Below are 13,160 nucleotides of genomic sequence, written 5' to 3'. Positions count from 1 at the left end.
GGACCGCATATCGTCGACGTCAGATACTTCTGGCAGGCATTCCTTCGCAAACGTTTGCTTTCGCGCCGCCATCGTTCTAGAAGTGCGAAGCGGCACTCCCCTGTTAACGGAAAGCGATGCCCATTCGCTTAGCGCGAATGGGGTAGGGAAATGCTGAATTTCGTGTAAGGTACAACTGATCAGGCAACGGAAAGCGTTGATAGATAGCAGGTGACGGATGTCACGCATCGCTCACCCATCTCCCACGAAAAGCCCTCGAACAACCGATTTTTGACCCGCTTCAAATCCGCCTCGACGACGGGCATAGTGAAGGCTCTCAGCCTGACTACGCCGGCCGCCACAGGACCACTGCATGAGTTCGATCCGCTCACCGCTCGACGCCCCGCTCGTGCGCGACGCCACCGAAGCCGACCTCCCGGCAATCCAGGCGATCTACGCGCATCACGTGCTGACCGGCGTCGCGTCGTTCGAAGAAACCCCGCCTTCCGTCGACGATCTGCGCGCCCGGCTCGCATCCGTGCGCAGCCACGGACTGCCGTATATGGTCGCGGAGATCGGCGGCGACGTCGCCGGCTATTGCTATGCCACGCCGTATCGCCCGCGCGCCGCGTATCGCAACACGATCGAAGACTCGATCTACGTCAACGACGCGTATCGCGGACGCGGCATCGGTCGCGTGCTGCTGCAAGCGCTGATCGAACGTTGCGAGAGCGGACCGTGGCGTCAGATGATCGCGGTGATCGCCGATGGCGGCAGCGGCGGCTCGCTGTCGTTGCACACGCAACTCGGCTTCGAGCTGACCGGCACGTTGAAGGCGGTCGGCTACAAGCACGGCCGCTGGCTCGACACGACGCTGATGCAACGCGCGCTCGGCCGTGGCGCATCGACCGGACCCGACGACGCTTCAGACCCGGCAGGCGGCACGCACAGCTAGGCCCGCGCTGGTGACTGGCCAGCGGCGAGCGCCATGCGTTTGGTCGACACGCATCGCGCGAATGACGGGGATAGCGGCGCCGGGACCGCTGCAACGAGCGGTCCGGCGCCGGATGCAAAACCTAACGTGCGCGCGGCAAACGCGTGAACAAGGTCGGATAGTCGATCACGAGGCCATCGCTATCCACACGCAGATTCGCCGTGAATTCGCGAAAAATGCCTTCATACCGATACTCGCCATTCAACTCGACGCACGTGTATGCCTGCTCGGCGCGCGTTACCTGCAAGTCCGGCGTCGAGATATACGCGACCTCGATCGGCTGACGCTCGCCCTCGGCCAGTTGCAGGCGGCGGATCGGCAGCGTGTTGGTGTACGGCGTCGCGGCGATGTCGATATCGATACAGCCTTCGATCGCGCTGAGCGCGAGGCCGTGCCCGTCGTGCCAGTGGCCGTCGCCATCGCCGTGCAATTCCAGCTCGCCACCGCCGACGATCTTCAGACGCGCGTAGCGCGTGCGCCAGTGCGCGTCGCAGCGCACCGCGTAGTGCAGTCCGTACGCCTTGCCATAGCGCTGCCCAACCACGACGCTTTCGACGGCGAAGCCGTCGTCGCGCGCATCGAACATCAGATGTTCGATGCCGTCGCCCTCTTCCGAGGCCCATCGCAATTCTCGCATCGACGTCTCCTGGCGAAACGGCGCAGCGGGCGCGCCGGGCTCTTATCGTAGCGCGAAAACCCGCGCGGCATGCCGCCCCAATCGTCACCGACGTGAAGCGCGAAAACTGGCAACGGGTGGGCGTTTGTGGTCGGCGGCCTGATCGGCCTGGAGAAAGCGATCTCGTGCTGACGTCGCGTGCTGCACGCTGAAGTCACAGGGATGTCGCGATGATCTGACAGCGCCAGCGAGACCGGCGCTTTCGATGCATCAAAAAACGGCGCATCAAAAAAAACTGCGCACTCGACATGCGCAGCTTTGCGAGACTGACGACGCGAAAAAACTGCGTCGATGTGGCGGCAAAACAACGCGCCGCCATGTATTCAGTAACTGTCTAGAACTTGTGGATGATACCCACGCCAACCGCGGTCTGGCTACGCGACGAGGACGGCGCACCGTTCTGGCCGTCACCGATGCTTGCCACTGCGTTGATGATGGACTTGCCATTGCCCGACAGCGTCTGGCCGCTAGCGCGCTGATACGCTTCGAGTGCGTACAGACCGGTGCGCTTGGACAGCGAGTAGTACTGCGACAGGTTGAACTGGCTGTAGCTAGCCGTGCTCTGAATGCCGTTCGACGACGTTGCACGGGTGTAGCTATAGCCAGCGGCCACGTCCAGCACCGAGATCGGCTTCCAGTGCAGCACTGCGCCACCGGTATTCCAGATCTGCGTGTCGTGGAACAGCGAAGCCTGGCCCGCCGTGTATTTAACGTTCGAGTATGCGAACGAAACGTCCCACTGCGAGCTGAACGCGTAACCACCCGTCACCGCAATGCGCTGCTGCTTCGCTGCGGTCTGGAAGCCGTTGTTGATTGCCGAGACGGACGGCTGAGTGCCGTTGTTCGACGCCGTCGAATTCCAAGCGGGGGTGGCAACGGTTGCCGCGTTGTCAATGCGCTGGATACCTGCCGCGACACCGATCGGGCCGTTCAGGTACTGTGCCGCAACGCTCCAGGTTTGGCCGGCTGCGAAGCTGCCCGCGTTGCCGCCCAGTGCGTACGAACCGCTAACCGTCAGACCGGCAAAGCTCGGCGAGGTATAAACCAGTTGGTTGTTCACCCGGAACGTCGTGTCCAGCGAGTCGATATCACCCGGATGCGCACCGTATGCACCAGTCAGCCACGTGGTCGGGCTATACGGCGAGAGCAGCGTGTAGTACGAGGTGTAGCCGCGGCCTGCCGTCAGCGTACCGAACTGCGCGTTCGTCAGACCGACCCATGCCTGGCGGTTGAATGCCAGACCCGAGACGCTTTGCGCGCCGGTTGCGCTGTTAAAGCCTTCTTCCAACTGGAAAATCGTCCTCGTGCCGCCACCCAGATCTTCCGAGCCCTTCAAACCGAAACGGCTGCCTGCCCAAATGCCGTTGATCATCTTGACTTGCGAGGCGCCAGGGACGGTCTGCGGTTTCGCCGCCGTGGTCAGCGACGCCGAGCTGTTCTGCCAACCCAGGCCCGTATCGACGATACCGTAAAGCGTCACGCTGCTTTGCGCATGCGCGCCCAGGGCGACCAACCCCAAGGCCGAAGCTAAGAGAGTCTTTTTCATTTTTACTCCTTTGTTAATAACTTTCTGACGCGGCCTATGCGAGCGCCGCTGAGTGTGGGTAAGACGTTTTATTTGGATCAGAACACCGGATGGCCGTTGATGATGCTCGGTAACCAGGTCGAGAACCACGGGACATAGGTGACAATATTGATGGCCGAGAAGATAGCGAGGTAATACGGCCACGCCACCTTAGTAGTTTCCCCTATGGACACATTGCCAATTGCGCAACCAATGAACTGCACCGAGCCAATCGGCGGATGCACCAGACCCAATGCGCAGTTCAGCAGAATCATGATGCCGAACTGGACCGGGCCCACGCCGTTGTGCATCGCCATCGGCAGGAACAGCGGGGTCGTGATCAGGATGTGCGCCGCCATGTCGACGAACGTACCGAGGAACACCTGAATCACGTTGATGTATAACAACATCAGCCACGGCAGCGAGGTCGCGCCGTCGAGCATGCGTTCGATCGCCTCCGGAATCTCCAGATACGCCATCTGGAAGCGCAACATGTTCGACACGCCGATCAGCAGCAGTACCACGCCGGTCGTTTTCGCGGCCTTGCCGAGCGCGTGACCGAGCTTCTTCATCGTCAGCGAGCGATACACGACGATGGTCAGAATCAGCGAATAACCGACGGCGATCGCGGCCGCCTCTGTTGCGGTGGCGATACCGCGCGCCACGCAGAACAGAATGATCGCGATGACCATCAGACCCGGCACCGCGCCGATGAAGGTACGCAGCACGGCCATCCAGCCCGGGAAACGCTGCAGTTCGGTCGAACCGTCGGGACGGCGCGGATAGCCGAACTTGACGGCCTGCCAGTAAGCGGCGATCAGCACGAGGCCCATCACCCACAGCACCGGCAACAGACCCGAGAACAGCAGATCGCCGATCGACACGCCGCTCAACTGCTTGCCGTTCAGCACGCCGCTCACGCCTTGCGCCGCGAACGCGTAGATGATCATGTTGGTCGACGTCGGCATCAGCGCGCCGGCCAGCGACGAGTGCGTGGTTACGTTGACCGCGTAGGCGGCGCTATAACCTTCGCGCTTCATCATCGGGATCACGACGCCGCCCATGGCCGACGTGTCCGCGGTCGGCGAACCCGACACGCCGCCGAACAGCGTACAGGCGACCACGTTGGCCATGCCGAGGCCGCCGCGGAAATGGCCGACCGTGGCCTGCGCGAAACGCAGGATGCGGTCGGCGATGCCGCCGTGGAGCATCAGCTCGCCGGAGAAGATGAAGAACGGGACCGCGAGGAACGAGAAACCGTTCATGCCCGAGATCATCGACTGCATCGCCGTCGCCGTCGGCAGGCCTTCGAACAGATACGTCAGAACGCAGGACAGGCCCAACGCAAATGAAACCGGAACCCCTAGAAAGAGGAAGACAAGAAAACTGGCGGTAAGAAGGGCAAGTTCCATGATGGTTCTATTTTTGTTCCGTGGCGGAGAGTTCGAGCGTATGCGCCTTCGGGGTGCTGGCGAACAGATCGAGCAGATGCTCGATCGAGAACAACGCGATGCACACACTCGCGAAGATCGGGATGCAGTAGCGCACGCCTTCCGGCACGCCGATGATCGGAATGCGGTCGCCCATCGTGGTTTCCGCCATCTCGAAGCAACCGACGAAAACCGCCACCGCGAAAGCGACCAGACACAGGTGCTGAATCCCTTTCGCGATCACCTGGCCCTTCTCGGGCAGTTTCTTGACGAGCGAGTCGAGTCCGATGTGACCGCCCTCGCGAACCTTCAGCGCGGCGCCGAACATCGCGATCAGGATCACCTGCAACAATGCGATGGGCTCAACGAAATCGGGCGCGTCGTTAAACACGTAGCGCAACACCACGCTATAAATCACGAGCAGGCAAAGCGCGGCGAGGCTAAACGACGCCACGACCAGCAGCACGCGAAAAAGAAAATCATTTGGGCGTTTCAGGAAACTCATGACCCTGTCCTTGCTTACGACCGACCTTGTGCTTGATGTTCCGCCGTCCCGGTGTGACGCGATCTGAACGCGCGCGCGACATCGCGCGGCGGAAGGTCTCGCGAGTTTCCTCGCGGGACCATTCACGCCGCTGTTGCGACAAGCGTTGCTATTGCTGATTGCGTCCGGGACGCGTGACTTACTTGATTGCTTCGATCTCGTCGACGATCTGCTTCATCTGCGGGGTCTTTTCGTACTTCGCCCACACAGGCTGCATCACCTTCACGAAAGCCGCGCGGTCGATCTGCGAAGCCGTGATGACCGTTGCGCCACCCTTCGTGACGGCCTTCTGTGCGTCGGCTTCGCGCGCGGTCCACAGCTTCTGGTAGTACGGCACCGAGTCGGCCGCGGCCTTCTTGATGATCTGCTGCTCTTGCGGCGACAGCGTGTCCCACACCTTCTTCGAGAACACCAGCACTTCCGGCGTCATCGAATGCTGGGTTTCCGAGTAGACCTGAGCGACTTCGAAGTGCTTGGTTTCTTCGTACGACGGCAGGTTGTTTTCGGCGCCGTCGACGAGGCCGGTCTTCAGGCCCGTATAGACTTCCGAGAACGGCATCGGGGTCGGCGTGCCGCCCATTGCCTTGATTTCGTCGACCATCAGGTCGGACGGCTGCACGCGGACCTTCAGGCCCTTCATGTCAGCCGGCGACTTGATCGCCTTCTTCGCGTACATCGAGCGTGCGCCGCTCTCGTAGAACGTCAGCGCGATCATGCCCTTCGCCGTGAACGCGTCGAGAATCTTCTGACCTTCCGGACCGTACATGACCTTGCGGAAATGGTCGACGTCGCGGAACAGGAACGGCAGCGACGGGATCATCGATTCCGGCACGATTTCGTTGAACGCAGCACCGTTGGCACGCGCCATGTCGAGTGCGCCGATACGAACCTGGTCGATCGTGTCGTTTTCCGAACCCAGCGCGCTGTTGCCGAACACCTTCACGGAGTCCTTGCCGCCGGTCGCCTTGCCGATCTCCTCGCCCATGTACTTCACCGCCATGTTGGTCGGGAAGGTGTCGCCGTGCACGTCGGCAACGCGGAACACGCGCGCTTCAGCCGACATCGTGCTGAACGCCAACGCCGCGGCTGCGACGATCATCGAAACACGGGAAGAGGCAAACTTCTTGTTCATCGTGACATTCCTTGAAAAATGGACCATCCCATCGATAGCGGATGTGACATGGTTTTGACGCGTCTCCGGCTTCGCGCTCACCCCTTCACAGGTGCGGGCGGTGGCCGTACTGGCTGTGCGACTTCCCCGGCACAGATAATCCAGCACTCCAGTGGACAACTCGACTACTTACTTCAATCACGCCGGCCGGCTTCGGATATGTACGCTGCATCGATCGCAGCCGCATTACGAACCTGAAACCCGCCGCATCGGGCTGCCGCACAAGCACAGAAAGCCATTTGTTTGGGCTCATATGTTGTACGACGACATATGAAGTCTATAAAAGGGGTTTTAACTTGTACAGACGGTATTTACCCGCATCAAGAAAAGCGCCGGTACGTATGACCGGCGTGGTCCGCCACCAAGGCGTCATGCCGGCTGGCATTGGATGGCGAGGGAATCGGCGAGGTCGCCGGGGGTGTTGTTTTTGTCGACGAAACGCGTGGGGTCGTGGCCTTCACACCACACGTTGTACGATGAGTGACAAATATAGGGCCACACGAACGGCATCAAGAAATGAAAACGCCGGGAGAAAAACTTCGTCCCGGCGCACGCTTTACGTAAGCAACATTACAATTTGCCCGCAAACTCGGGCTCAGGCAGCCCGCTCACGCCGGGCCGCAGCGCGAACACATGGCCGTCGTGCTCGCTCGCGCCGTTGGCCGGGCGAATCGACGTGACGAACAGCGTATCGAGATCCCGCCCGCCGAACGCGCACATCGCAGGCTTGATGGCCGGCACTGGAATCTGCCGGTCCAGCTTGCCCTGCGGCGTAAAACGCAGCAACAGACCGGCGTCGTTCGCGCAGATCCAGTAGCAGCCGTCGGCATCGACCGCCGCGCCGTCCGGGCGGCCCGAGTAGTGATGCAGATCGGCGAACACGCGGCGGTTGCGCGGCTCGGCGGTTTCGACGTCGTAGTCGAACGCCCAGATCAGCCGGCGCAGCGGATGCGAGTCGGACAGATACATCGTCGTGCCGTCCGGCGACCAGCCGAGGCCGTTCTGCGTGATCAGCGAAGCGACGACCGGCGCGGACAGCACGCCCTTCTCGTCGAAGCGGTATAGCGCGCCGCCCGGGATCGCCGCCGCCATGTCCATGACCATCGTGCCGGCCCAGAAGCGCCCTTGCCGATCGCATCGGCCGTCGTTGAAACGCATGCCGCCGTGCGGGAATTCAGGCGCCGCGAGCTTGCGCAGCGACGCTGTCAGCGGCTCGCCGCTCGCCGCTCGCGACGCGTCCGCGAGCGTGACCGCGAACAACCCGGTCTCGCAGCCGGCGAGCACGGTGCCGGCGCGATCGAATGCGATACAGGCGACCTGTTCCGGGAGCAGCCATTCGGTGCGCTGGCCGGTCGCGAGCGAGCCGCGCACGATTTTTTTCGCCGGAATGTCGACCCAGTACAGCGCCTGCCCGGCCGCGCGCCAGACCGGGCTTTCGCCCGTGGCAGCGGGCAACGGACCGGCCGCTTCGAGCCGCTCCACTTGCGGATTCGCGCTCATTATTTGGGCTCCCGCTTCGGCTCCATCGGCCCGGCGAGCACGAACGGGCCACCCTGGTACAACTGAGTCGGGTCGTCGAAGCGCGTGTCGGGGGCGCTCGGCGGGAACAGGTGCTCGAATTGCGCCGAGCTGTCTTGCGGACGGTAGCCGAGGAACGCCGCGTTCGTGTTGTCGACCCACGAGATGCGATTGTCCGATACGCCATAGACGATCGCGTGGCCGACGCGGTTCGTGAACAGCGAGCAGCGCACGAGTTCGATGAAGTCGCGGTAGCTCAGATACGTGACCAGCATGCGCGCGGTCTTCGGCTGCTCGAACGACGAGCCGATCCGCAGACATACGGTTTCGAGGCCGAAGCGGTCGAAGTAATAGCGCGACAGCGATTCGCCGAAGCACTTCGTCACGCCGTACAGGCCGTCCGGACGCAGCGGCGCTTCGGTATCGAGAACCGACGTCACCGGATGGAAACCCACCGCGTGATTCGAGCTCGCGTAGATGATGCGCTTCACGCCGTGCTTCTGAGCGGCCGAGTACAGGTTGTACAGGCCGCGGATGTTCGCTTCGAGCAGGTCTTCGAATGGCGCTTCGGCGGAAATTCCGCCGAGATGCACCGCCGCGTCCACGCCTTCGAGCAGCGCGTGCACGGCCGCTTCGTCGGCGAGATTGACGACGGCCGCTTCCTCGTGCGCGGCGACTTCGCCGAGCGGCGCGATATCGGACACGCGCACGATGTCGGCCCATTGCGCGAGCGCGGGACGCAGTTGCTTGCCGAGGTTGCCCGCGGCGCCGGTGAGCAGCAGACGGCGGAATGGTTTCTTTGCCGCGGAGCGGTCAACGTTCAAATCGGTCATGTCTCTTTGCTTTTGGAATGGCGATCGGGTCATCTGAACAGAAAGGCGAGCGCTGGTTGGACCGGCGCTCGCCTGAGGTTGGACGGGACAAGGTGCCTGATCAGGTCACCGGCGCCGGGTTGAACAGCGTCAACGCATTGTGCAGCCCGAGCTTCTCCGCGCAGGTTTGCTGGCGGCCGCTCGCGACTTCGAGCATCAGGCGGAACAGTTCCCAGCCCACCTCCTCGATGCTGGACTGGCCGGTCGCGATCGTGCCGGCGTTGATGTCCATCAGATCGTGCCAGCGGCGCGCGAGGTCCGAACGCGTCGCGACCTTGATGACCGGCACTTCGGCGAGGCTGTACGGCGTACCGCGGCCGGTCGTGAACACGTGCAGCGTGATGCCCGAGGCGACCTGCAGCGTGCCGCAGATGAAGTCGCTAGCCGGCGTCGCCGCATAGATGAGGCCTTTCTCGCTCACCTTCTCGCCCGGCGACAGCACGCCGGAGATCGCCGAGTTGCCCGACTTGATGATCGAGCCCATCGCCTTTTCGACGATGTTCGACAGGCCGCCCTTCTTGTTGCCGGGCGTCGTGTTCGCGCTGCGGTCGGCGCCGCCGCGCTTCAGGTAATCGTCGTACCACTGCATCTCGCGGATGATCGCCTGCGCGACATCCGCGTTGGCCGCGCGCGCGGTCAGCTGATCGACGCCGTCGCGCACTTCGGTGACTTCCGAGAACATCACGGTCGCGCCGGCTCGCACCAGCAGGTCGGTCGCGAAACCGACGGCCGGGTTCGCGGTCAGGCCCGAGAACGCGTCGCTGCCGCCGCACTGCACGCCGATTACCAGATCCGACGCCGGACAGGTCTCGCGACGGCGGTTGTTCAGGCGCTTCAGGTGGCCCTCGGCCATCTTCATGATCGACGTGATCATCGACTGGAAGCCGACGTGCGATTCGTCCTGCAGCACCACGACATCACCGTTCAGGTCCAGCGCGACATCGCCGATGTCGGCGACGTCGTCGACGACCGCGGCCGCCGCGATCGGAATCGTGCCCGGCGGCATCAGACGCTCGGGCTGCAGCTTCTCGCAGCCGAGGCTCACCATCATCACTTCGCCGCCGAAGTTCGGGTTCAGCGCGATGTTGCGCACGGTGCGGATCGGCACCATCGCGTCGGGCGCGTCGATCGCGACGCCGCAACCGTAGGTGTGGCCGAGGCTGACGACGTCGTCGACATTCGGATATTTCGGCAGCAGTTCGGACTTGATGCGCGTGACCGCGTGTTGCACGACGTCGGCCACGCACTGCACGGTGGTCGTGATCGCGAGGATGTTGCGCGTGCCTACCGAGCCGTCCGAGTTACGGTAACCCTCGAACGTGTAGCCTTCGAGCGGCGGCATCTCCGGCGCTTTGATGGTGGCGATCGGCAGGTCTTCGAGTCCCGGCGGGCTCGGCATGCGGATCACGTGCTCGTTGATCCAGCTGCCCTTCGGCAGCGACTTCAGCGCGTAGCCGATCACGACGTTATAGCGGATGACCTCGTCGCCCTCGGCGAGATCGGCCAGCGCGACCTTGTGGCCCTGCGGCACACGCTCGCGCAGCCTGAGGCCATCGGCAAATACCGCGCCTTCCCCCAGACCGCCGTCGTTGACGACGATCGCAACATTGTCATTGGGATGAACGCGGATGTAGAGCGGAGTTTGTTCCATTGATCGATCCTAAAGGCGTGATAAGCCTGCTTCGCCTGCAATCATACGTCATCCTACAACAACGAAGTTTGCCCGGATGTTCCGTATTTACCCTATAGCGGTCATTATGCCGTGAAAACATCGTTGAGTTACCGGATTCATTGTTGTACGATGACGTATAAGAAATCTGATTTTCAAAAGATTTTCTACTAGTACGACGTCCGTCGTACTGGTTGGATCCAACTAACGACTCACTCTAACGACTCAATCCGACGCCTGGATATTTGATCATGACGACACCGCAGGAACTCAAGCAGATCGTTTCGGAAGGCCTCCTGTCCTTCCCCATCACCGACTTCGACGCTAACGGCGACTTCCGCGCCGACACTTACGCAGAGCGCCTCGAATGGCTCGCTCCGTACGGCGCTTCGGCGCTGTTCGTCGCCGGCGGCACGGGCGAATTCTTTTCGCTGACGCAAGACGATTACACGCAAGTCGTGCGCACCGCGGTCGAAGTTTGCAAGGGCAAGGTACCGATCCTCGCCGGCGCCGGCGGCCCGACCCGCGTGGCGGTCGCCTACGCGAAGGAAGCCCAGCGCCTCGGCGCGCACGGCATCCTGCTGATGCCGCACTACCTGACCGAAGCAAGCCAGGACGGTATCGCCGCGCACGCCGAAGAGGTCTGCAAGTCGGTGCCGAACATGGGCGTGATCATCTACAACCGCGCGAACTCCAAGCTCAACGCTGACATGCTCGAGCGTCTGGCCGACCGTTGCCCGAACCTGATCGGCTTCAAGGACGGCGTGGGCGAGATCGAAAACATGGTGACGATCCGCCGCCGCCTTGGCGAGCGCTTCTCGTACCTCGGCGGCCTGCCGACCGCGGAAGTCTATGCCGCCGCCTACAAGGCGCTGGGCGTGCCGGTGTACTCGTCGGCGGTGTTCAACTTCATCCCGAAGACCGCGATGGACTTCTACCGCGCGATCGCCGCTGACGACCACGCGACGGTCGGCAAGCTGATCGACGAATTCTTCCTGCCGTACCTGAAGATCCGCAACCGCCGCGCAGGCTACGCGGTCAGCATCGTCAAGGCTGGCGCGAAGCTGGTCGGCCACGACGCAGGTCCGGTGCGCGCACCGCTGACCGATCTGATGCCGGAAGAAATGGAACAGCTCGACGTGCTGATCAAAAAGCTCGGAGCGCAGTAAGGCACCGGCGCTGGGGCTTCGAGCGAACAAGCTCGCGGCCCTCATCGATGAGGGCCGCATAGACGGCCGCGTGGCGAACGCCCGGCACGACAACCTCGCCGGGCGTTCGTGTGTTTGCCCGACCGGCAGGTGGTCTGCGGGCCGCCCGGCGTGCAGAGTACACCTCACCCGAAAATACAGGAGATGACCCATGGACTTGAGCCGCTCGGCCAGTTCCACCGACGCCGCTTCTAGCGCGGCACGCACCAAGGTCCGCTACGGGATCCTGCTGCTGATCTTTGTGATCACCACCCTCAACTACGCCGACCGCGCGACACTGTCCGTCACCGGTTCCGCAATGCGCACCGCGTTCAGCCTCGACGCGATCCGCATGGGCTATATCTTTTCCGCATTCAGCTGGGCTTACGTGCTGTCGCAACTGCCGGCCGGCTGGCTGCTCGACCGTTTCGGCGCGCGCCGCGTGTACGCGGCGAGCATCTTCTCGTGGTCGATATTCACGCTGCTGCAGAGCTCGGTCGGCCTGCTCGGCAGCGCCGGCGCGGCGATCACCGGCCTGTTCGTGCTGCGCTTCGTGATGGGCGCGGCCGAGTCGCCGGCGTTCCCGGCAAACGCGAAGGTCGTCGCGAGCTGGTTCCCGACCAATGAGCGCGGCACCGCGTCGGCGATCTTCAACGCCGCGCAATACTTCGCCGCGGTCGTGTTCACGCCGCTGATGGCGTGGCTCACGCACGCGTTCGGGTGGGAAATGGTCTACGTCGTGATGGGCGTGGCCGGGCTGCTGCTCGCTCTAACGTGGCTGAAGGTCATGAAGAATCCCGCCGACCACCCGCGCGTGTCGCGCGCCGAGCTCGAGTACATCGAGCAAGGCGGCGGCCTCGTCAGCGGTGCGCGCAAGACGGGCCCGGACGATGTTTCGAAGGCCGGCGGCTGGACGCTCGTGCGTCAGTTGCTCAGCAACCGCATGCTGCTCGGCGTCTATCTCGCGCAGTACTGCATCAACGTGCTGACCTACTTCTTCCTGACGTGGTTTCCGATCTACCTCGTGCAGGCGCGCGGCATGACGATCCTGCACGCGGGCCTCGTGGCCTCGCTGCCGGCGATCTGCGGCTTTCTCGGCGGGGTGCTCGGCGGCGTGCTGTCGGACGGAATGATCCGCCGCGGCTGTTCGCTGACCGTCGCGCGCAAGGTGCCAATCGTCGGCGGCATGCTGCTGTCGACCTGCATCATCGGCTGCAACTACGTGTCGACCGACTGGATCGTCGTCGCGCTGATGTCGCTCGCGTTCTTCGGCAAGGGCATCGGCGCGCTCGGCTGGGCCGTGGTCGCCGATACGTCGCCGAAGGAAGCGCTCGGCCTGTCCGGCGGGATCTTCAACATGTTCGGCAACATCGCCGGCATCGTGACGCCGATCGTGATCGGTTATCTCGTCGCGCGCACGGGCTCGTTCAATGGCGCGCTGGTGTTCGTCGGCGCGAACGCGCTGATGACCGTGATCAGCTATCTGGTGATCGTCAAGGACATCCGGCGGGTCGAGTTGCGCCCGGCGTGAGCCGGTTATAGGCTGGGTTATCGTC

At 62.9% G+C, this 13,160-nt stretch carries 11 protein-coding genes; 3 read left to right on the top strand and 8 right to left on the bottom strand.

Going from position 1 to position 13,160, the window contains the following annotated elements:
* Window positions 1-352: 352 nt before the first annotated feature.
* Window positions 353-934, top strand: a complete 582-nt coding sequence (locus F6X42_RS25680) for a GNAT family N-acetyltransferase (protein ID WP_187636876.1) — start codon at window positions 353-355, stop codon at window positions 932-934.
* A 121-nt stretch (window positions 935-1,055) separates the two neighbouring features.
* Here the strand turns inward: F6X42_RS25680 and F6X42_RS25675 are convergent, their stop codons facing one another.
* The 8 genes from F6X42_RS25675 to garD form a co-directional block, all read right to left on the bottom strand.
* The gene (locus F6X42_RS25675; RefSeq protein WP_187636875.1) at window positions 1,056-1,610 is read right to left on the bottom strand and encodes a putative glycolipid-binding domain-containing protein; all 555 of its coding nucleotides are present in this window, start codon (window positions 1,608-1,610) and stop codon (window positions 1,056-1,058) included.
* Window positions 1,611-1,983: 373 nt separating this feature from the next.
* The gene (locus tag F6X42_RS25670; RefSeq protein ID WP_187636874.1) at window positions 1,984-3,195 is read right to left on the bottom strand and encodes a porin; all 1,212 of its coding nucleotides are present in this window, start codon (window positions 3,193-3,195) and stop codon (window positions 1,984-1,986) included.
* Between the two features lie 77 nt (window positions 3,196-3,272).
* On the bottom strand, window positions 3,273-4,625 hold the full coding sequence (locus tag F6X42_RS25665) for a TRAP transporter large permease (protein ID WP_187636873.1): 1,353 nt from the start codon (window positions 4,623-4,625) through the stop codon (window positions 3,273-3,275).
* Window positions 4,626-4,632: 7 nt separating this feature from the next.
* Complete coding sequence (locus F6X42_RS25660; protein ID WP_187636872.1) at window positions 4,633-5,148, bottom strand: TRAP transporter small permease; 516 nt, start codon at window positions 5,146-5,148, stop codon at window positions 4,633-4,635.
* Between the two features lie 178 nt (window positions 5,149-5,326).
* On the bottom strand, window positions 5,327-6,319 hold the full coding sequence (locus F6X42_RS25655; protein ID WP_187636871.1) for a TRAP transporter substrate-binding protein: 993 nt from the start codon (window positions 6,317-6,319) through the stop codon (window positions 5,327-5,329).
* 609 nt (window positions 6,320-6,928) lie between these two features.
* Window positions 6,929-7,858 (bottom strand): SMP-30/gluconolactonase/LRE family protein, encoded by a 930-nt coding sequence (locus tag F6X42_RS25650; RefSeq protein WP_187636870.1) that lies wholly within the window; start codon window positions 7,856-7,858, stop codon window positions 6,929-6,931.
* Window positions 7,858-8,709: an NAD-dependent epimerase/dehydratase family protein gene (locus tag F6X42_RS25645; RefSeq protein WP_187636869.1), complete on the bottom strand. Its 852-nt coding sequence runs from the start codon at window positions 8,707-8,709 to the stop codon at window positions 7,858-7,860. The genes F6X42_RS25650 and F6X42_RS25645 overlap by 1 nt, the downstream gene beginning before the upstream one ends.
* 100 nt (window positions 8,710-8,809) lie before the next feature.
* On the bottom strand, window positions 8,810-10,399 hold the full coding sequence (gene garD / locus F6X42_RS25640; protein ID WP_187636868.1) for a galactarate dehydratase: 1,590 nt from the start codon (window positions 10,397-10,399) through the stop codon (window positions 8,810-8,812).
* A gap of 269 nt (window positions 10,400-10,668) precedes the next feature.
* Here garD and kdgD point away from each other — a divergent pair, with 269 nt between their 5' ends.
* Complete coding sequence (gene kdgD, locus F6X42_RS25635; RefSeq protein WP_187636867.1) at window positions 10,669-11,586, top strand: 5-dehydro-4-deoxyglucarate dehydratase; 918 nt, start codon at window positions 10,669-10,671, stop codon at window positions 11,584-11,586.
* Between the two features lie 190 nt (window positions 11,587-11,776).
* On the top strand, window positions 11,777-13,135 hold the full coding sequence (locus F6X42_RS25630; RefSeq protein ID WP_187636866.1) for an MFS transporter: 1,359 nt from the start codon (window positions 11,777-11,779) through the stop codon (window positions 13,133-13,135).
* Window positions 13,136-13,160 lie beyond the last annotated feature (25 nt).

The organism is Paraburkholderia podalyriae, assembly GCF_014397785.1.
Taxonomy (GTDB): Bacteria; Pseudomonadota; Gammaproteobacteria; order Burkholderiales; family Burkholderiaceae; genus Paraburkholderia; species Paraburkholderia podalyriae.
This window is presented reverse-complemented; position numbering and strand designations above follow the sequence as displayed.